The sequence below is a fragment of the Marinobacter bryozoorum genome, from assembly GCF_023156245.1.
GTDB lineage: Bacteria > Pseudomonadota > Gammaproteobacteria > Pseudomonadales > Oleiphilaceae > Marinobacter > Marinobacter bryozoorum.
Genome location: NZ_JAKZAH010000052.1, coordinates 1 through 19,782, shown reverse-complemented (window position 1 = coordinate 19,782; position 19,782 = coordinate 1). Strand labels below are relative to the sequence as shown.

Here is a 19,782-nt window from a genome sequence, read left to right as displayed (position 1 = left end):
CTTCGGACTGGCGCCTTGGCCAGAGGCCCCAGCGTCACGCAGTAGGTCAGCGAATTAACCAAACGGGACACTAGCTTTATGCTGGTGTTAATGTCTCCACCTCGAACGCCACGATCTGCCGCTGCTGACGAGAAAACTCCACCCCAATCAAATGGATGGGCTTGCCGGTGCTGCGGTACTTGTCGGCATAACTTCTGGCCTTGATCTGCTCCAGCGCCTTGCCCTCGGGTAGCTGCTCCACCACCTTGAACTCGAACAGGTAGAGATGGCCGCCGAAGTCGACGGTCATGTCCACCCGGCCGTGGTGGCTGGCATCCTCCACGGTGATGGCGAGCCCCAGGGCCGCGAAGTGGCTGTAGAAGACACTGGCGTAGTGGCCTTCGTACTGGGCAATCGGGTTGTTGCGATACCAGTCGTGGGGCAGACCCGCATAGAGCGCCTTGAGATGTGCCTCCAGGCCGGCGAGGTCATGACGCTGCAGGTGTTTGAACAGTGTGCGGCGTTTACGCGGGGCATTCTCCACACCCAGCGAGGGCAGCAGAGCGTGGTTCAGGCTGGTTTCCACCTCGCGGTTGGGAAAGCCCAGGGTGTACTGACGGTAGCCGAGCATGGGTTCCTCGACCTGCTTGATGGTCAGGTAGCCGGTTTGAAAGAGCAGGGCGTCGGTGCTGATATCGCCTACGTCGAACTGATTGAGCAGCTCGTATTCCGTTTCCCACTGATCCAGCTGAGGGGTGAAGACCCCGCGCTGCCTGAGGATGTCGACCAGAAAGGTGGGCGTGGCGCTCTCGAACCAGTAGGCGCCGAACTCGCGATTCTGGAGCAGCAGCAATACGTCGAAGGGGTTATAGACGGAGGTGACCTCACGGCTGCCCCAGTGATAGCCGTTGTACCAAGTGCGGATCGCCTCACGGTCCAGGTCGGGTAGCTCGGGAGCAAAGACCGTGTCGATATCGGCATCGGTATAGCCGCAGATCGTTGAGTACTCGGGCAGCAGGGTGATGTCGCGCAGGTTGTTGAGCCCCGAGAAGATGCTGACCTTGCTGAATTTGGAGACCCCGGTGATTAGCACCAGGTGCAGGTGAGGGTCGGCGTCTTTGATCACGCTGTAGAGGTTCTTCAGGCCCTCGCGTAGCTCACGGGAGCGCTCTGGGTCCAGAATGTTGTCGAGGATGGGCTTGTCGTACTCGTCGATCAGCAGCACGACCGGCTGGCCCGTTGCCTGATGGGCCAGCTCCAGTAGGTCCGAGAATTCACCGGGAATATCCGTTTTGGGGGCGGCAGCCTGGGTGAAGCGCTCGCGCTCCTTGCGTAGCTGGTGGCGAATGCGTGTGTCGAGCTCCTCCCGGTTGCGCATCACGCCGCTGCCAAAGCTCAGACGAATCACCGGGTGGGTCTGCTGCCAGTCCCAGCGGTCGTGAATGTAGAGCCCCTCGAACAGCGACTGGCGGCCCTCGAACAGGCAGCGCAGGGTATCGAGCAGCAGGCTCTTGCCGAAGCGCCGGGGGCGCGACAGGAAATAGAACTTGTTCTGGTGGACCAGGCGCTCGATGACCGGCGTCTTGTCGACGTAGTAATAGCCGCCCTCGCGGATCTCCGAGAAGGTCTGAATCCCGATGGGGAGTCTCAGGCGTGCATCGGTCGCCATGTGGGCCTCCAGGTGACCAAAAATTGCTAATGGACAGCAGCTTACCACACCGTGATCATATTGCCCTGACATCTCTCAGTACAGGGGTAGGAGCTTCGGGTTCGTACCATGCAGGCTGGGCAAACCGCAGATGCGGGAAACCGGGACAGATCTATTTTCCTCCTAACCCGTTCACCCTGAGTCTGCCACCACTCTCCGTTCACCCTGAGCCCGTCGAAGGGTGGGTATGTAGATGTACAAGGCTGACCTGCTGGTGCCTTGGCATGGTGACTCCTTGTCTTGTCTGCTTTGGTTTGATTCAACAAAAGCTGTATAAATAAACAGTTTTCCTTGACCGCTCGATGGTTTTCCCACAGGCTAACGTGGTGTCTGCAGGGAGGCGGTTATGCCAAATCATCACGATCATAGTTACAAGCTGCTGTTTGCTCATGCCGAAATGGTCAAGGACCTGCTCACGGGGTTTGTCCGGCAGGAGTGGGTTAACCATCTTGATTTTTCCACTCTGGAAAAGGTCAGCGGGTCTTACATAACCGATGAGCTGCGCGACCGGGAAGACGATGTCATCTGGCGTGTGCGCTGGGGTGAGAAATGGCTTTACGTGTACCTGTTGTTGGAGTTCCAGTCCACCGTCGACAAGTACATGGCAGTGAGGGTGATGAGTTACCTGGGGCTGCTGTACCAGGATCTGATTCGTCAGAAGGCGTTGGCACAGGATGGTAAGCTACCTCCCGTACTTCCTGTGGTTCTGTATAACGGTGACCAACGTTGGCAGGCGGCAGACAACATCGTTGAGTTAATTGAGCCGGTTCCCGGTGGCCTGCAAACCTACAGTCCGCAGCTCCAGTATCTGCTTCTGGATGAAGGCGCCATCGTGGAATCGTCAGAGTGGCCTGGTGAGGCCCGCAATCTGGTGGCCGGTTTGTTCCGCCTGGAGCATAACCGGGATGAACAGGATATGCTTAACGTTCTGGGCAGTCTGGTAGAATGGCTAAAAGCCCCGGGCCAGTCGACGCTGAGACGAGCTTTCGTGGTCTGGATACGGCGGGTGCTGTTGCCGAACCGGGCACCAGGCATGGAGTTGCCTGAGTTCAACAATCTCCAGGATTTGCACGAGGTACACGATATGCTGTCAGAACGTATCAAGAAATGGCCTGAGCGGTGGCTGGAAGAGGGCAGGGAGGAAGGCAGACAGGAAGGCCAGCTTGAAGCCCGCCGCAATATGGCACGAAATCTGATTCTGAAAACTCATCTGGATGACAGCGCTATTGCCGATATTGCCGAGCTGCCGGTGGAGGAAATTGCGAAGCTGCGGTCTGAATCTCAGTCTCATTAGCTTCGGGAGCACGATCAGCCGCACTACCCGCAGGAGAGCAACACCATGGCGAGCTTGAGTGACCGTTTACGGGCCGAGGGTATGGAAAAAGGCTTGGAGCAGGGCATAGAAAAGGGCATGGAAAAGGGCATGGAAAAGGGCCTGCACGATGGCGTGGAGGGAACGCTGCGCAAGCTGGTTCATTTAAAGTTTGGTGCTATTCCTGCCTGGGCTGATGAGCAGATGAAAGAAGCCACCGACGAGCAGCTGGATCGGTGGGTAACCGGTATTCTTGAGGCTGAAAGCCTGGAGTCATTGCTGGGTGAGCGCTGAGGCCCGGGTTTCGCAATCCGTTCCCCTTGAGCCTGCCACTAATCCCCGTTCACCCTGAGCCTGCCACAACTCTCCGTTCACCCTGAGCCTGTCGAAGGGTGACATACCCCGTGCTGGTATCAGAACCCGGAGTTTGCGCCCTTCGACACGCTCAGGGCGAACGGGATGAGGGTGAGGCCCCGGGTTTCCTAACCCGCTCACTCTGAGCCTGTCGAAGGGTGAGATAGTCAGAGCTGATGCCTGAACCCGGAATATGTGTTACGATGTCTGACATTGTTAGACAAAGGAGCGCATCATGAAAACCGAGATGCTCAGCGCGCGTATAGACCACGACACTAAGGTGGCATTCTCCCACATCTGTGACGAGGTTGGCCTTAGCCCATCACAAGCCATCAAGCTGTTTGCCCGTGCGGTCATTAACTACGGGGGTATCCCCTTTGAAATCAAGGCGCCTCAGCCGAACGAAACCAGCATTGCTGCCATGCAGGAGCTAACGGAAGGGAGAGGGCACCGCGCGGAGTCGCTGGATAGCCTTATGGAAGAGCTCACGGATGGCAAAGTCGCGCATGAACAGCCTTGAATACTCAACGCAGTTTAAAAAAGACTTCAAAAAGATAACGAAATTGCCCATCCAGGATATTGTCGAGGTGGGCCGTATCATCTCGAAACTGCAGCATGATGAGCCATTGGCAGAAAAGTGTGTCGACCATCCCCTGTCTGGAAAATGGCATGGTTTCAGAGACTGCCACATCAAGCCCGACCTCGTGTTGGTTTACCGGGTGAATAACGGCACGTTGCAGTTAGCCAGAATTGGCAGTCACAGTGAGCTCTTTTAGAGAGCGCATAGCCCGTCGAAGGGTGCGTATTCTGCGCAATCAGGATGCTGGCTCAGCTTTTCGTGATTGGCGAAAAAGGCCTTCGTTTGCCAGGCCGCCCGAGTTCGGGAGCTGAAACACTAACCGACCCCCAATGACGTACTTGTGAATATACGCTACAGTTAGGCTTAACCGGCCATCTTCGTAGAGTATTTGCACGTGACCCTTCAGGAACTCGGACCACTGATTCGCACCCATCGCCTGCAGGCGGGGTTGTCCATGCAGGTTGTGGCTGACAGGGCAGGGGTGGATCGCACCTTGTTATCCCGGCTTGAAAACCAGCGCTTGCCAGAAATGGGCTATGCCAAGCTTCAGCGGGTTCTGGCGGTACTCGAACTGGAGTTTGCCGTGCGTCCAGCGGGCGGCTTGCCCACCCTCACAGATCTGCAACGCGCTGCGTCCAGGGGTGAAGAATGACGAGGCTGAAGCGGGCACTTGTGGAAGTTGATGGACAGGTTGTGGGTGACCTGGTTGCACCTGGTCGCCCTGAGCCTTCGGTGTTCGTGTATGACAATGGTGTGGGAGAAGAGCGTGCCGTATCGGTCACCATGCCGGTAAAAGGCCAGGCTTTCAGCTATAACGGCCTGCACCCCATCTTTGCCCAGAACCTGCCTGAGGGCTACCTTGGGGATGTGATTCGAAAGTACGTTGCCAAGCTTTATGGGGCTGGGGACCTGGCGGTCCTTGCAGCCCTTGGCCGGCATCAGGTGGGTCGTGTCGTGGTTACGGACTCTGCGATCTCTGACCCGGTAACCGGCGCGCGGGGTGAGCCACTTTCACGGTTGCTGAAAACAGACGATGCCTCTTTGTTTGATGAGCTGGTGGAGAAGTACGCACTGCGCTCGGGCGTGTCGGGTGTTCAGCCAAAGGTGCTGGTACCCGGTCATATTTCAGAGAAATCGTCAGTCCGCACGGCGGGTTTTATCGTCAAAACCTGGGGAGACGACTACCCCCAGCTGGCGGCCAATGAGTTTTTCTGTATGTCCCTGGCCCGTTTGTGTGGGCTGCCGGTACCCGAGTTTCATCTGTCGGATGATGGGCGCTTGTTTGTGATGGCCCGGTTTGATCGTGACGTCTCTGGTGGCGGAGCAGAGCCGCCATGGCTGGGGTTTGAGGATGGCTGTGTGTTGCAGGGCCTGATGCCCGAGGACAAGTATTCGGGCAGCTATGAAAAACTGGCAAAGTCTTTTGATACCTTCCTGTCATCGGAGCATCGTCGTCAGGGCCTGAAATGGCTATTCATGTCCGTTGCCGTCTCCTGGGCAGTCCGGAATGGGGATGCTCACCTGAAGAATTTCGGCCTTTTGTACCGCAAGCCATTTGCAGAACGCTGGATGGCGCCGGCCTATGACATCGTGTCCACCACACCCTACCTGCCCGGTGATGTACCTGCGCTGACCCTGTCGGGTCGCAAGGTCTGGTGGCCTGTGCAGTACCTGGTGAATTTCGGGTGCCAGTCCTGCGGACTGCCCCGCAAGGACGTCGCAACGTTCCTCAAAACCCTCGCGGGCGGCCTGCTTGCAACGGCCGATCAGATGCAGTCGTATTATGAGCGCAACCAGGAGTTCCGGGAGGTGGGGGAGTGTATGGTAGCCACCTTCAGGTCCAGTGCTGTGTTGCTGCAGGAATCGCAGCCCGTTGATCGGTCCTGATACCGACTCTGTAGTTGCGCCCTTCGACGAGCTCAGGGCGAACGGGATGTTGGGGGCCGGCCTCGCAATCCGTTCACCCTGAGCCTGTCGAAGGGTGCCCGCCCAAGGGATCCTGTCGAAAGGTACGTATGAGATCTACGCGGAGAGTTTTGGGGGCAGGAGCACCCTGGGGGGATTTTCAGGCAGTCTGAGGGGTTGTTGTGAGTTGGGCGGTTTACAAATTGCTACATATGTAAACATAAGCGACATACAAAGCTGCTCGGTAGGTAAGTAACTTGTTAAGGGGAAGGTCCTCTTGGGTCGGTTGCGTGGACATGCACCCGCGAGAAAGGGGGTCTGTCCCGGTCTTTGAATACGCAAAAATATTAACCCCGGGTCCAGATAATCTGCACCTTGATAAGAAGAGAGAAACCAATGCCCCATCATGCTCTGCATTACGTGCCCGCCTCAAGAATATTCGCCGTTGCTGCCCTGGCCTTCGCTATCGCGGGCTGCGGCAGTGGAGGCTCATCCGGAAGTGACAACGGTGATGAGCAGGCCGCCCCAACACCGGACCAGGGTAGTGAGACACCTACCTCCGGTAAGATTCAGGTAGCAGATTATGAACCAGGCGCCATGGCTGAGGCCTCACTGGAATCCATCGTCACCGAAAGCTATCGGATTTTGAAAGAAATCGCTTGGTCAAACAGCCAGTACGTTGATGTTATCGATGTGGTAGGTGAGTCAGACCTGGGGGAGAGGCTGGCACTGGACACCCTTGATGCGAGTCAGTTCCTTTGCCCCCAGGGCGGTGAAGCCATACTGTCCTTCGACAACGGGCGGCCCCGGGAAAGCGAGGACGGGTTCATGATTTTCAGCGCCGGAGACCGATTTACTCTGTCGCACGACAGTTGCGAGGAGCCTGGCGCTCAGGGGCCTATTGTGCAGGAAGGTAGCACAACAACGACGGTTGTTGATGGGAGATATGGTGCATTTGATGACTTCGCCAGCCTCAACGGTACTGTCTCAATTACGTACAGCGGTGTCGGCCTTCACGATAAAAATGAAACCCTGAGTTACATGGAAGGGGATGTTCGCCGAAGTATAGCGAACGGCAGCGATGTGCATATCCAGGGAACGTCGCTGAAAGTAAAGACACCGACGTGGTCAGTACTGGCATACGCCCTCCAGGATTACGACATACAGCTAATCGAAATCGGAAACTCAACATTCTTCCGTGAGTGGGAGGTGCGTGCACCGACCAGTTTCGGGTTGGGGCTTGGTCAAGCCGGTGAGATATACCAGGCCAGCCTGAACGGTGTTGTACTCAGCGAGCTGGATAGCGAGCTCAGTGCCGGTAGCTACACCTTGCAGGCCGAAAACCGTTCACTCGAAGTCACCATCGATAGCGAGTTCCTCAGTTATCAGGCGGATCTGGACGGTGACGGTAGCTCCGATATCGCGGCATCCGTTCCTCGGCCGTAACTTTGGATTGAGCGATGCTACATCCACGGGCCTCAATTTGAGGCTCGTGGATGGGCGAAGAAGCATGGCTGCAAACCAGGGCAAACCGGGGGCAAACCGGGACAGATCTATTTTTCGCAACAAACTGGAACAGATCTATTTTTCGGGACCTCTGAGTCCGCGCCCTTCGACGAGCTCAGGACGAACGGGGTGTTGAGAACTGGCCTCGTAATCCGTTCACCCTGAGCCTGTCGAAGGGATCCTGTCGAAGGGTGAGATGGCCGCGGGACGACACCGGGGCAGATCTATTTTTCGTGTGATTACGCTCACCAAAGATAGCCCGCAAGGCGGCAAGCCATTACGCACATGATTGCTCGACGAAGCCATGTCCGGGCTGACGGCCAAATTACTTTCCCTGAAGCATAGCCTTGCCGGGTGCTGGTTTAGCCGGATCAACGAAGAACACAGTATCGGGTATAAGGTCACGGATGACGCTTTGCTTATCGCCCAGCTTCGTTATCATTACTGGTTTACTGATCCTGCTTTGTGTGGTGCACCGGTAAAAAGGCATTGACCACCTCCTCCCGAGCCAACTCCTGAAGCAAACTTGCTGCGAGCGCTCTAACTTCCTCGTGTTCAATGGTTTGCAAGTGTTGTTCCGCGACGGCTTCTGAATCAGGAGCACCGTTCATCCGCAAGGCAAGGGCATAATTCAGGTCCCTGTGAGGGTCAGGACCGCGACCCTTGATGCCGTTGGCGACCGACTCATAACATTTGAGCGCATCCTGAGTGGGGCCATACTCATGTTCATACACGAGGCAATAGAGGAGCATCGCTTCCGGGACGTCCCCCTGAATACGGGCAACCTCACGGGCTTCTTCCAGAGCCAGCTTCAGGTCAGGCTTGACCAAAAACTGATTGAGGCGCTCCTGGCGCGCCGGCAGGTATCGCGGGTCCAATGCCACCGCCTGGTCCAGAAGTGCCAGTGCCTCCGGATGAAACTGGTCTCGACCATTCTCCCTGAGTAACGATTGGGCTTGCTCTGTCAGGCGGAGAGCTGTCTCTTGTTGAGCCTGCGCACAGCCAGACAAAACCAGCAGAGATAAAACAGCAACCAGGAAGCGCATCACCGGATCTTCCTGACCGGAACCTGGATGCGGGTAACCGGCGGTATCGGCGTCGCAAATCCGGTTCCACTGTTGAAGCCGTACCCAGCTTCAATTTCAATTTCCGGTAGCGAGTCACTTCCCCCCGGCAAACAGATTGCGACCGAGCCGGTAGCAACATACCGGTCGTCCGGCCACACTTCTTGCTCCCCGAGCTCGAGCTTCTTCCTGATGATCTGGCGCCCGGCCTGCTTGAGCTTCACATGACCGAAGAAACGGAAAGCTCCTTTGTACATTGGCTCTTCCATGGCCGGCGTGTAACCACGGGCAGAAATGTACACACGACCGCCTCGAATTTGCGCCGCAACTCTGATGAAAAAATTTCCGTGGGCACCGATACCCTCGGCAGGCAGCAGCGCAGCCTGTGAACGTTGAAATTCAGTTCTGGAGAGCGTTAAACGAGCAGGGGTGGAAGATGCTGCACAGGCTTGCATTGGTCAGTTCCTTCTGAAGTTGTCGATCACACGGCGATATTAGCCCTCTTCAATGAGGGCATCAGATGCATTCTACAAGCAGAGAACAGCTCGAAATATGATCATGCCAGATACAGTTAAGCCCGATGATCGTTCGGTTTGGAAACCAGGACATTGGAAACCGGGGCAGATCTATTTTTCCTCGGATTTTTGATGCTGTACCCCGGAGTTGGCGCCCTTCGACGGGCTCAGGGCGGACGGGGTGCTGGGGGGGAGATGTGGCTGGGCTCATCATCCGTTCACCCTGAGCCTGTCGAAGGGTGGGCATGGCCGGAAATCGGGACAGATCTATTTTTCCTCGCAGGCCGCTGATCCCCATGCGGCGGCTGCCAGCCGCTGAGTTTTTTGGGGCAGTGGCGCCCATATGGGCCTCCTGTCGTTCGAGTATCACCTATGTGTCTCGATATAGACTTCTGCTGGCAATCTGTCCACGCTGGGATTATCGCTCATTCTGAAACCGCGAGCGGCCTTAAACCCGTCTGCCCAGATAAAAACATTGGCACCTTATGAATCGATCCATGAACCCGAACTACCGTGCAGCTCTGTTGTTCGTCTTGCTCTGTGCCGTTGCTCTCAGTACCGCTGCCAGGGCGGAGGCGGCCCTTGAGTCATTCGATAACGGTGCATCGACCCGTCAAGGCGACAAGATTGTGTCTCACCCCCTGACGTACCTCGTGGATGGTGCCGGCGTGGAAGGCTCCGGCGCCCTGAAGGTTGACTATGTGGGCTATGAGCGTGGTAGCAAGCGGGTTGTGGTGCATCCCCAAATTCCTCCAGCCCGGGCTTATGAGCTGGCGTTTTCGGTCAGGTTCTGCGAGGGCTTCGATTTCGCTCGTGGTGGCAAGCTCCATGGTCTGGGACCGGATAAGCCCGTCACCGGTGGCCAGCCTGTACACCCGGAAGGCTGGAGCGCCAGGCTGATGTTCCGTGGCGGCGGCAAGTTAACCACCTATATCTACCACCAGGACCAGAAAGGCCGTTTTGGCGATACCCGGCAAGCCCGCAACTTACGCTTCCGGCCAGGCCGGTATTACGAACTGGCCATGCGTGTGACATTGAATGAGCCAGTCAACCAGGCCAATGGCCGGGTGGAGGTCTATGTCGATGGCGCGCGCATCATCGACCATAAAGGCCTGCGCTTCCGCGCTGTTGATACGCAAAGCAGCCTGGTCAGCAGGTTGCTGTTCAATACCTTCCATGGCGGCAGCAACCCCACCTGGGCCCCCCGGGATGCATCAGGCGCCTACAAGACTGACTGCGCCTACTTTGACGATGTCAGTTGGCGGGTCGTCGAGTGAGCCGGGTGGCCGGGCAGTGCTTGCTTTTTCCTCCTGGCTCCCCAGGCTCTGCATGGGGCTGGAGACCGCCAGGATGATGCCGCCAAACCGGGACTTTTGTTGATGTTTGATGCTGGACCCCGGAGTTCGCGCCCTTCGACAGGCTCAGGGCGAACGGGATGAGGGTGAGGCCCGGGTTTCGCAATCCGTTCACCCTGAGCCTGTCGAAGGGTGGGTATGTAGATGTACAAGGCTGACTTGCTGATACCTTGGCATGATGACTCATTGTCTTTGATGGCTTTGAGGTGTTTTGGCAATGACTGTATAAATAAACAGTTTTTCCTTGACAATACATGACTACCTCAACAAAATGGCTCGTATCCACCTTCGTACAAGGATGAGCCATGCCACGGAACAACGGCACACCGGTCAGCCACGACCAGAACTTCAAGAACCTTATACTCGACTATCCCCGTCAGGCCATTGATCTGTTCTGCGAGCAGGAAGCGCGAGAGCTGGATTATTCTGTTCGTATCGTGCCGTTACGGCAGGAGCAGCTGAAGGAGCGTCTGGGCGAACGTTTCCGGGAGCTGGACGTTCCCCTGCAGGCCGAGTGGCCAGATGGCCGCCGCGAAGCCCTGGTGTTTGTGCTGGAAGAAGAAACCAACCCCAACCGTTTTTCTATCCACCGCCTGGCCCACTATTGCCTGGATCTTGCCGATCTTTGTGAGACCCAGCGCGTGGTGCCCGTGGTTATCTTTCTGAACACCAACGGAAGCGAGCCAGCCCGCCTGGTACTGGGCAGTGAGCGGTACGACTACCTTCAGTTTCAATGCATCCGCTGCGCGTTGCCGGAGCTGGAAGCGGAAGATTACTGGGACAGCAACAACCTGATCGCCCGTCTCTGCCTGAGCTTAATGCACTGGAACCAGAGCCAGAAGCTCGAAGTCTATGCCCGCGCCACCCGCGGATTGACGACCCTGGAGCGAGATCCGGAGAAGCAGCTCAAGTACCTGGACTTTATCGACATCTACACAGCCCTGGATGATAATGAAATGGAACAATATCAGCAGCACTACCCGCAGGAGAGCAACACCATGGCGAGCTTGAGTGACCGTTTACGGGCCGAGGGTATGGAAAAAGGCTTGGAGCAGGGCATAGAAAAGGGCATGGAAAAGGGCCTGCACGATGGCGTGGAGGGAACGCTGCGCAAGCAGATCCAGCTAAAGTTTGGCGCTATTCCTGCCTGGGCTGATGAGCAGCTGAAAGTAGCCACCGACGAGCAGCTGGATCGGTGGGTAACCGGTATTCTTGAGGCTGGAAGCCTGGAGTCATTGCTGGGCGTGAACTGAGGCCCAGGTTTCGCAATCCGTTCCCCTTGCGCCTGCCACTAATCCCCGCTCTCCCTGAGTCTGCCATAACTCCCCGTTCACCCTGAGCCTGGCACAGCTCCCCGTTCACCCTGAGCCCGTCGAAGGGTGACATACCCCGTGCTGGTATCAAAACCCGGAGTCCGCGCCCTTCGACAAGCTCAGGACGAACGCGATGTTGGGAACTGGACTCGCAATCCGCTCACCCTGAGTCTGCCACAATTCGCCGTTCACCCTGAGCCTGTCGAAGGGTGACATACCCCGTGCTGGTATCAAAACCCGGAGTCTGCGCCCTTCGACAAGCTCAGGGCGAACGGGATGAGGGTAAGGCCCCGGGTTTCCTAACCCGTTCACCCTGAGCCTGGCACAACTCCCCGTTTACCTCGAGTCTGCCACAACTCTCCGTTCGCCCTGAGCCTGTCGAAGGGTGACATACCCCGTACTGGTATCAGAACCCGAAGTTTGCGCCCTTCGACAAGCTCACGCCAAGAGCGTGACGGTGAAGTGAGGCTGCGCGTGTGAGGAATGAACGCGCTTCGCGCTTGTGAGGAGGGAGAGGAGGGTTGGTGAAGTCGTTATCTATTTTTGGCGGTGCTTTGTGCGGCAACCTGGTTTTCTTTTTATCCGTTTAAATATTTGAAATATTTTATTTTTATAACTTTTTTCAGCTTTGGATTTGTCGTATTTTTGACCTTTATGGCCGGGGCCTTTAGAGTTATCGGTAGTCGTATGGTCGCTGGAGGTGGCGATGAGCACTGATACCCTTGAAACCCGAATCCGTGACAAGATCCGCAAAAGCCGTCGGACGGTCTTTCTGCGTGATGACTTCACCTCACTGGCGGGGTATGACCAGGTAGGCAGAGCACTACGGCAGTTGGAGGCGCAAGGGCGCCTGGTACGAGTCGGCCAAGGGCTGTATGCCAAGGCGCGCAAGAACCGCATTACGGGGCAGCCAATGCTGGCAGCTCCGGGTGGCTTCGAGCAGGTCGCCAAGGAAGCATTGAACCGGCTGGGTGTGAAGTGGGAGCCAGCCAGCGCCGAAAAAGCCTACCAGGCGGGAGGCACACAGGTACCGGCCAGGGTCGTGGTCAAGGTCAAGGGCCCCTTTCATCGGCGTATTGCTTTCGGCCGCTATCAGCTGGGTGTTGAGCGGGGCACTGCGTGACGATCGATCCTGGGCTGTTTGCCGATGTAGCCGATGCGCTGGGTATCGACAGCCCGGCCATTGTGGAAAAGGATGTCTATGCGGTAAAGCTGTTGAGCCTGCTCTCGCAGCTGAATTCGCCACACTTCGAGCTGGTATTTGCTGGAGGCACCAGCCTGGCGAAGACTCATCGTAGTCTCTACCGTATGTCCGAGGATATCGATATCAAGCTGGTGGTACGGGATGAGACCACACGGGGAATGTCACGCACCGCCTTGAAGACCGCTCGCAAGGCCGCGCTGGCTGATATCGAAAGGCTCATTTCATGCTCTGATGTCTTTGAGCTTGAGGGGACGACCAAGAGAAATGAGTATCGCTATGTGGAGTATGCAGTTCGTTATCCGCGAAGCCAAGACAGCATTTCCGCGCTTCGTCCCGATTTAAAGCTGGATGTAACGGCATCGATACTATTCGAGCCAGCCATTCTCGCTCCCGTGAGTTCGCTGTATACTGCTGCGTTGAAGCTGCCCCCGGAAGTGGAATCTTTCCCTGTGGTCAGTCTTCATTCCACGATCAGCGAGAAGCTGGTGGCGTTGTTGCGGCGCACGGCCCATGTGGATCGAGACCCTTCCCGAAAGGATGATGCAACCTTGGTCAGGCACGTCTACGATCTCCACATGGTGGCTGCTGGGGGTTACGACGCTCACTCATTGCGCCCCTTGGTGGATGCTGTCATGAAGGTGGATGTTGACCAGCTCGGCCACCAACACCCCGAGTTTAAGGAGAACCCAGTGGCTGAGCTGCATCATGGACTCGACTGTTTGCGTAGCGACTCTATGCACCAATCGCGTTATGGTCGCTTTATTGGCCCGCTGGTGTATCACGAATCACCAGCCTCCTGGGATGAAGCCTTGGCAACGGTTGTCGAGTTGGCTCAGCAGCTTCTGAGGTCGAACTAGCCATTCCGATTATTTCGTCGGCTTTAGAGCCGCTGACGAGATCCGAAATTCGAGACCGGGACAGATCTAGGACTGGAAATCGGGACAGACCTATTTTTCCACCTAACCCGTTCACCCTGAGCCCGTCGAAGGGTGACATACCCCGTGCTGGTATCAGGACCCGGAGTTCGCGCCCTTCGACAGGCTCAGGGCGAACGGGATGAGGTTGAGGCCCGGGTTTCGCAATCCGTTCCCCTTGCGCCTGCCACTAATCCCCGTTCACCCTGAGCCTGCCATAACTCCCCGTTCACCCTGAGCCTGCCACAACTCTCCGTTCACCCTGAGCCTGTCGAAGGGTGACATACCTCGTGCTGGTATCAAAACCCGGAGTCCGCGCCCTTCGACACGCTCAGGACGAACGGGATGAGTGTGAGGGCCCGGGTTTCCTAATCCGTTCACCCTGAGCTCGTCGAAGGGAGCCAGTCGAAGGGCGCGTATCCAGATTTAGGTCGCCATTTGGTAACGAATATCGCGGTAGAGCAGGTTAAATTCGCTGTGCTATTCTGCACCAAATGTAAGATTATTGGTGCATGGTGATATATGGCAACGATACGCAAGACAATCACTCTGACGGACCAGCAAGGCGATTGGGTCAAGTCTCGTATTGCTGAGGGTGGTTTTACCAACGACAGTGAGTATTTTCGCGATCTGATTCGCCAGGATCAGGCTCGCAATGCAGGGATAGAGCAACTGCGTGCCGCTCTCGTTGAGGGAGAGAGAGGTGGTGTCAGCAATCGCACCCCTGAGGAAATTCGTCACGCGGCCAGGGAGCGGCTAAAGGCAGATGGCAAACTACCGGCTCAGTAAGAGGGCTGATGCGGATTTTGAGTCAATTTATTTGTTTGGGCTTCTGAATTTTGGCCTGATGCAGGCTGATGCCTACACCGATGGATTGATCGAGCGTTTTGAGCAGATTGCAGCGCAGCCTGCACTTTACCCTGCCATTGACCACATCAGAGCGGGATACAGATTCAGCGTTTACCAAAGCCATTCCATTTATTACCGGCCTGAGGGAAGTGGTGTTCTTATTGTGCGTATTCTGCGCAATCAGGATGTTGAGTCAGCTTTTCGTGATTGGTGATAAAAGCCTTCGTTTGCTTGGAAACAGGGGCAGATCTATTGTTCCTCGGATATTTGATGCTGGCCCCCTGAGTTCGCGCCCTTCGACAGGCTCAGGGCGAACGGGATGAGTGTGAGGGCCCGGGTTTTGTAATCCGTTCACCCTGAGCCTGTCGAAGGGTGAGATAGCCGGAGCTGATGCCTGAACCCGGAGCAACCTCGGGTGTTTTAGCTCCGAGTCGAGCCGGTGCGGCCAGGGAAGGCCGCTAGTCCTTCTTTTGCCTTAGTCGTGCGGAGTGCTCAGCCGCTTGCTTGCCGGGTGGGCGCTGCTGATCTCTGATGTACTGCTCCACGATTTCCAGTGGCGCACCGCCACAACTCACCACGCAATAAGACGGCGACCAGAATTGGCTGCCCCATAGTTTGTCCTGAATCTCGGGCCAAAATTCGCTGCGTAGCACGTAAGCACTCTTGCCCTTCAGCTTGCCAATAAAGTTCGACAGCGCTGTTTTAGGTGGGCAACTGGCCAGGAGGTGAACGTGGTCACTTTCGCCGTTGAACTCAAGCAGTTCCCCATCCATCTGTTCGCAGGTCTCCCGAAAGACAGCCTCCAATCGGGTCAGCATTGCATCGGTAAACACCTTTCGTCGGTATTTCGGGGTAAAGACAAGATGATAGTGAAGTTTATAATGGCATGTTCGGCCAGTTCTCCAATCGTAATCATTCGACATAGACTTGATCTCCTTTGCGTCCACCACTATAGTTCGATTACCACCAAAGAGAAACCGTGAATTATGCTCACCGGCATTCGCTACAAGGTCACACCCACCGATCACCAGGCTCAGGTGCTGAGCCAGTGGATCGGTTGTGCCCGAGTGATCTGGAATGCCAAGTGCGATGAAGACCGGTATCTTCGGGCGTATGCCCGAAGATACCTGCCAGTGGGCACCTTCCCGAAACCCGATAAGTCCTATAGCCAGTACAAAACGGAACTGACGCCGTGGCTGAAAGATTGCCCTTCCCAAATTCTGCGCAACAGCGCCACCATCTGGGCGCAAACGTATCAGGACTTTTTCAAGGGCCGCTGCGGCCGCCCGAGGCCCAAGAATTACATCAAGGGCAATTATATCTGGCTCACCCGGGAGCTGTTTCAGCTCACGAAGGAGGATGGGATCTGGGTGCTGCGACTCGGCACAAAGAAGAACGACCTCGGCGTTCTGAAGGTAAAATGGCACCGCAAGCCTCGGGCGGATCGGTTGCCGAACTCGATCTGGATTCGGGTCGAGCATGGGCGCTGGACCGTCTCCTTCTCTTATGACGACGGCAAGCTGGATGATTATCATCTGACCAACCACCAGCATTTGGGCTGGCTTCGCCAGTGTTCAGCCGAGCAACTGGAAAGCTTGATTACGCCGCTGGATCGAGGTGTCGCCCGACCGGTGCAAACGCACAACACCACCTACACGGTCGATGCCCGGGTGCTGCAAAAGCAACGCGGTCGGGAGAAATACCTGAAGCGCTGCCAGCGCAAGCTGGCCCGACAGAAGAAAGGATCGAGTCAGCGGCGCAAAACCCAACGCCGCATCGCCTTGATTCACCGCAAAACCGCCAACGTGCGAGAGGATTTTTTGCACACAACCAGTCGATCGGTGGTGGATTCGGCCAAGGTCATTGTGATGGAAGACCTGAAACTGGCCAACATGACCAAGCGGGCCGTACCTGTGGCCGGGCCAGCGCCGGGGCGCTGGCTGGCCAATGGGGCTCGCGCCAAATCGGGGCTGAATAAAGCCTTGCTTGGCGTAGGTCTGAACCGACTGGAAACCTACATTGCCTACAAGGCTCATCGTCAGAACAAACCCGTGTTCAAGGTGAATCCTGTGAACACCAGCCGCGAGTGTGCCGCCTGCGGCCACACTCACCCGGATAATCGCCAGACTCAGGCGATCTTCCGGTGTGTACATTGCGGCCATGCGGACAACGCGGATCGAAATGCGGCGTTGGTGATCCGCAAGCGGGCAATATCGTTGATTTTGCACTCTGGAACGGAGTTGGTCGGCGCACGGAAAAACGTGCTGCGACCAGGGGCGAACGCTAACCCTCGTAAGACGCCAGCGGCGAATGCTGCTGGCGCAACGGGTGGTTCGTCAAAAAAGACAGCGGCCTGACATCACGTAGGCCGCCGAAGCTCGGAGGCTTTAGCCCCGAGTAGTTCACGGTATTTTGCATGCTACTGGGGTGTCCTTAAACCCGCTTGAGCCTGTCAAACCCTGGCTTACAGTCTAGGTTATAAAAAAAGAAGTTTTTGTTCTTTTTAGTTCTCACTGGTTTGGCGTAGTCTGCCAATACCCCGCTTCCCTTCCGGAGCCGGGGCGTTGGTTTTCCAAGAGGTAGCGCCTATGACCAGTTTCAGTGACAGCCAGCTTGAGTCCATGGCGGCAGAAGCCCGTATTGAATGGGCCCTGGCCGCTTTGCCGGGGCAGTTTGTGCTCAGCTCCAGCTTTGGCGTGCAGGCGGCGGTGCTGTTGCACATGGCTACCCGGATCAAGCCGGATTTGCCGGTGCTGTTGGTGGATACCGGCTACCTGTTCGAGGAAACCTATCAGTTTGTGGACGAGCTGACGGAACGGCTGGGGTTGAACCTGCAGGTCGTATCCTCCGGCTGGACACCGGCGCGACTGGAGGCTCGTTACGGCAAGCTCTGGGAGCAGGGTGTCGAAGGCATCGACCACTATAATCACCTGATGAAAGTCACCCCCATGGAAAAGGCGCTGGATGACCTGCAGGTGGGCACGTGGTTCTCAGGTCTGCGCCGTCAGCAGGCGGGCTCCCGTGGCGACAAGACGGTGGTTGAGCAGCGCGAAGATGGCCGTTACAAGGTTTATCCGCTGATTGACTGGACCAACCGGGACGTCCACCAGTACCTGGTTCGCCATGGTTTGCCGTATCATCCGCTGTGGGATCAGGGCTATGTGTCGGTGGGTGACTGGCATACATCCCGTCCGTTAACGCCGGGGATGACCGAGGAAGAGACCCGATTCTTCGGCCTGAAACGGGAGTGTGGCCTGCACGCCTGATCGGCAGGATATCGGGGCAGGGCCGGGAAAGGCTTGTATCTTTGCCCCGTGTTAAAACAAGGAACGTTAAATGATACATCTGCAACATCACGGCGCCGTTACCCCAACCTCGGAGCGCTGCCTAGATCTGGCATTTCATAGTTCCGAACGGGGTAGGTGGATTCGACAGCGATAATGCTTTGGCCGCCCTTCCCTGCCCGACCCTGATGAAAACTTCCGTATTGTGACTTTGAGCGTGATGAGCGGTGCCCAAGTACTCTAGATAAAAATTCGTTATTTAAGCCCAAAGATTTTAGGTCGGCGGATAACTGATGGCGCAGCGAATAAGGGCTAATATTCACCCACCCAAGAGTTTTTGCTGCTTTTTTGAATTCATGGTACCACCTATTATAATTTGGTACTGAAACTATAATTTCATTTAGCTTCCGGGTTCGGAGGTAACCAATTAGGTAATCTGTCAATAAGTTGTTGTTTTGTAGTGTAAGGATTCGTTCAGGCTGTCCGCCACCAGTTATTTTTGATACTTTCACCCCTGAAATAGTGATTTTAATTTCGTTGTCATTTGCGCAGACTTTCACTCCTTTAGCCAGTTCTGCGGGGCGGCAACCACTGAGAGTGCTTATTATTGCGGCTAGCCTTAGTTCGCTGCAGATTGTTTTGCAAAGTTCGATTCGCCATGTGTCCGGCAAATTTTTCAACGACTTTCTTTTTGACTTTTTTGTTCTTTGTTTTTTGTTGTCCGATCTATTTGGTTTGTATTTAACGTCCAATTCTGCAATTATTTTCGCATAGGTGTTGTTTACTTCCTCTATGAGATCCGGGTCATCTTTCTGTAATGCCTTAATAAGAAGTAAGCATAAATTTTCTAATTCATTATGTTTCCAGGCGGATCGAACTACCTGTGCTGAATTGGATTTTAGGTTGTGTTTTTTGGCGTAACCGTGCCAGCTTCTACCGTTTAGATTTCTTTCTATTTGATCGTATTTATTTTTTGTTCCTTCGGAAATGTCAGCATTAAATTCTTTGCAGAGTGAGATGACGTTGTCATTTATAAGGTCGATGTTTTTGGGTCTGTCGATTATTTTGAAATCTTCTGTTCTGGTTATCAGGTATGACTCATGCATTCTGGCTTCTCCCTCAATTGCGTAATCAAATTAACCACACAGATTTTATCTACTGCTTAGTGGGGAAAACCGGGGGCGGAGCGAAAGTTGTTCCGGTACAGGTGGTGCTGGCTGGATGACTTGTGGGTGCAAGTCCCCTGTGGGCCCGGCAAGGGGAGCCACTAGCCGGACGGCAAGGGTGTCCACCGCGAGGTGGAATCTGAAGGAAGCCGCAGGCAAAGCACTGGCCCGACGAACAGGAATCGCATCAGGCGGTCACACCGGGTAAGGCGGCCATGATCGTCAAAGCCCAGTACTTGCACGGAAGGGGTGGACGTACATGCGGCGGGTATAAGTGTGAAGGTCACGCGTCTTACCTTGGGAAGTCTGGTTCTCTGCCACAGTGCTATTCATTCCGAAAAGAATGGAGATGGAGAGCTAGAACTCAGAGGAGGTCATAGTAGGTGCGTCACCGCGTACTGAAGGACCGAACATGGTTGGCCGCCAGTAGGCGGTGAGTTCTAGTGAAGTGCTTATGAAGAGAGAGAAGCGACCCGGATGGGTTAGGGCGTTCAGGTAGGGGGCGGGCGGAACCCGGCAGGTACTGAAGTCCGTGCCGAGGCAGGCGGAAAAACTGAAACCGGGACAGATGTATTTTGGTACTCTCACAAAAAATAGCCCGCAAGGCCGCAAGCTATGACGGCGCCTCTATTTCTGTCGGCCGATAGAAGCCCATCGGCGAATCCCTTCCAGAGAATTTTTGTAGGCCTCGCATTACTGCGTATTCCGGCGAACGTGACCGGTCATTCCGGGGATCGTGACCGATTTGCACACGGCCATCACGCTGGAGTCGGT

At 55.7% G+C, this 19,782-nt stretch carries 21 protein-coding genes; 16 read left to right on the top strand and 5 right to left on the bottom strand.

The genetic code is table 11. The features are described from left to right. Nucleotides 1-76: 76 nt before the first annotated feature. Nucleotides 77-1,648, bottom strand: a complete 1,572-nt coding sequence (locus tag MLC59_RS18105; protein ID WP_248236958.1) for an ATP-binding protein — start codon at nucleotides 1,646-1,648, stop codon at nucleotides 77-79. 385 nt (nucleotides 1,649-2,033) lie between these two features. Between MLC59_RS18105 and MLC59_RS18100 the strand changes: the two genes are divergently transcribed. The 8 genes from MLC59_RS18100 to MLC59_RS18065 all read left to right on the top strand — a co-directional run bounded on the left by MLC59_RS18100 (nucleotide 2,034) and on the right by MLC59_RS18065 (nucleotide 7,837). Beyond that, on the top strand, nucleotides 2,034-2,981 hold the full coding sequence (locus MLC59_RS18100) for an Rpn family recombination-promoting nuclease/putative transposase (protein ID WP_248236955.1): 948 nt from the start codon (nucleotides 2,034-2,036) through the stop codon (nucleotides 2,979-2,981). Between the two features lie 45 nt (nucleotides 2,982-3,026). Next, complete coding sequence (locus MLC59_RS18095; protein WP_248236953.1) at nucleotides 3,027-3,293, top strand: RpnC/YadD family protein; 267 nt, start codon at nucleotides 3,027-3,029, stop codon at nucleotides 3,291-3,293. A gap of 295 nt (nucleotides 3,294-3,588) precedes the next feature. Beyond that, the gene (locus MLC59_RS18090; protein ID WP_248236951.1) at nucleotides 3,589-3,873 is read left to right on the top strand and encodes a type II toxin-antitoxin system RelB/DinJ family antitoxin; all 285 of its coding nucleotides are present in this window, start codon (nucleotides 3,589-3,591) and stop codon (nucleotides 3,871-3,873) included. After that, entirely contained in the window at nucleotides 3,860-4,129 is a 270-nt protein-coding gene (locus MLC59_RS18085) for a type II toxin-antitoxin system YafQ family toxin (protein ID WP_248236949.1), read from the top strand. Before MLC59_RS18090 ends, MLC59_RS18085 begins: the two co-directional genes overlap by 14 nt. A gap of 198 nt (nucleotides 4,130-4,327) precedes the next feature. Next, entirely contained in the window at nucleotides 4,328-4,585 is a 258-nt protein-coding gene (locus MLC59_RS18080) for a helix-turn-helix domain-containing protein (RefSeq protein ID WP_248236948.1), read from the top strand. Further along, the gene (locus MLC59_RS18075) at nucleotides 4,582-5,820 is read left to right on the top strand and encodes a type II toxin-antitoxin system HipA family toxin (RefSeq protein WP_248236946.1); all 1,239 of its coding nucleotides are present in this window, start codon (nucleotides 4,582-4,584) and stop codon (nucleotides 5,818-5,820) included. The genes MLC59_RS18080 and MLC59_RS18075 overlap by 4 nt, the downstream gene beginning before the upstream one ends. A 414-nt stretch (nucleotides 5,821-6,234) precedes the next feature. Continuing rightward, a complete protein-coding gene (locus MLC59_RS18070) occupies nucleotides 6,235-7,284 on the top strand; it encodes a hypothetical protein (protein ID WP_248236945.1) in 1,050 nt (349 codons plus the stop codon). A gap of 364 nt (nucleotides 7,285-7,648) precedes the next feature. Beyond that, the gene (locus MLC59_RS18065; protein ID WP_345799793.1) at nucleotides 7,649-7,837 is read left to right on the top strand and encodes a type II toxin-antitoxin system YoeB family toxin; all 189 of its coding nucleotides are present in this window, start codon (nucleotides 7,649-7,651) and stop codon (nucleotides 7,835-7,837) included. On the opposite strand, the gene MLC59_RS18060 is transcribed toward MLC59_RS18065, so the two are convergent. Next, entirely contained in the window at nucleotides 7,794-8,390 is a 597-nt protein-coding gene (locus MLC59_RS18060; RefSeq protein WP_248236943.1) for a tetratricopeptide repeat protein, read from the bottom strand. The two genes, MLC59_RS18065 and MLC59_RS18060, sit on opposite strands and share 44 nt — an antisense overlap. Then, nucleotides 8,390-8,863 carry a hypothetical protein gene (locus tag MLC59_RS18055; RefSeq protein WP_248236941.1) on the bottom strand — a complete coding sequence of 158 codons (474 nt, stop codon included), beginning with the start codon at nucleotides 8,861-8,863 and terminating at the stop codon, nucleotides 8,390-8,392. Before MLC59_RS18055 ends, MLC59_RS18060 begins: the two co-directional genes overlap by 1 nt. 557 nt (nucleotides 8,864-9,420) lie before the next feature. On the opposite strand from MLC59_RS18055, the gene MLC59_RS18050 reads away from it, so the two are divergent. The 6 genes from MLC59_RS18050 to MLC59_RS18025 all read left to right on the top strand — a co-directional run bounded on the left by MLC59_RS18050 (nucleotide 9,421) and on the right by MLC59_RS18025 (nucleotide 14,772). Next, complete coding sequence (locus MLC59_RS18050) at nucleotides 9,421-10,200, top strand: polysaccharide lyase (protein ID WP_248236940.1); 780 nt, start codon at nucleotides 9,421-9,423, stop codon at nucleotides 10,198-10,200. 383 nt (nucleotides 10,201-10,583) lie between these two features. Then, complete coding sequence (locus MLC59_RS18045) at nucleotides 10,584-11,531, top strand: RpnC/YadD family protein (RefSeq protein WP_248236939.1); 948 nt, start codon at nucleotides 10,584-10,586, stop codon at nucleotides 11,529-11,531. Nucleotides 11,532-12,297: 766 nt separating this feature from the next. Then, entirely contained in the window at nucleotides 12,298-12,714 is a 417-nt protein-coding gene (locus MLC59_RS18040) for a DUF6088 family protein (protein WP_248236938.1), read from the top strand. Further along, the gene (locus MLC59_RS18035; protein WP_248236937.1) at nucleotides 12,711-13,652 is read left to right on the top strand and encodes a nucleotidyl transferase AbiEii/AbiGii toxin family protein; all 942 of its coding nucleotides are present in this window, start codon (nucleotides 12,711-12,713) and stop codon (nucleotides 13,650-13,652) included. Before MLC59_RS18040 ends, MLC59_RS18035 begins: the two co-directional genes overlap by 4 nt. Nucleotides 13,653-14,231: 579 nt before the next feature. Next, nucleotides 14,232-14,498: a type II toxin-antitoxin system ParD family antitoxin gene (locus tag MLC59_RS18030; protein ID WP_248236936.1), complete on the top strand. Its 267-nt coding sequence runs from the start codon at nucleotides 14,232-14,234 to the stop codon at nucleotides 14,496-14,498. Next, nucleotides 14,476-14,772 (top strand): type II toxin-antitoxin system RelE/ParE family toxin, encoded by a 297-nt coding sequence (locus MLC59_RS18025; protein WP_248236934.1) that lies wholly within the window; start codon nucleotides 14,476-14,478, stop codon nucleotides 14,770-14,772. Before MLC59_RS18030 ends, MLC59_RS18025 begins: the two co-directional genes overlap by 23 nt. A gap of 244 nt (nucleotides 14,773-15,016) precedes the next feature. Here MLC59_RS18025 and tnpA read toward each other — a convergent pair whose 3' ends face one another. Beyond that, nucleotides 15,017-15,481 (bottom strand): IS200/IS605 family transposase, encoded by a 465-nt coding sequence (tnpA, locus tag MLC59_RS18020; RefSeq protein ID WP_248236931.1) that lies wholly within the window; start codon nucleotides 15,479-15,481, stop codon nucleotides 15,017-15,019. A gap of 63 nt (nucleotides 15,482-15,544) precedes the next feature. Here tnpA and MLC59_RS18015 point away from each other — a divergent pair, with 63 nt between their 5' ends. Together MLC59_RS18015 and MLC59_RS18010 are read left to right on the top strand one after the other, a co-directional pair. Then, a complete protein-coding gene (locus tag MLC59_RS18015) occupies nucleotides 15,545-16,915 on the top strand; it encodes an RNA-guided endonuclease InsQ/TnpB family protein (RefSeq protein ID WP_248236930.1) in 1,371 nt (456 codons plus the stop codon). A 231-nt stretch (nucleotides 16,916-17,146) separates the two neighbouring features. Then, a complete protein-coding gene (locus tag MLC59_RS18010) occupies nucleotides 17,147-17,824 on the top strand; it encodes a phosphoadenylyl-sulfate reductase (protein ID WP_248236927.1) in 678 nt (225 codons plus the stop codon). Nucleotides 17,825-17,922: 98 nt separating this feature from the next. Here the strand turns inward: MLC59_RS18010 and MLC59_RS18005 are convergent, their stop codons facing one another. Then, nucleotides 17,923-18,948 (bottom strand): site-specific integrase, encoded by a 1,026-nt coding sequence (locus tag MLC59_RS18005; RefSeq protein ID WP_248236925.1) that lies wholly within the window; start codon nucleotides 18,946-18,948, stop codon nucleotides 17,923-17,925. Between the last annotated feature and the right edge of the window lie 834 nt (nucleotides 18,949-19,782).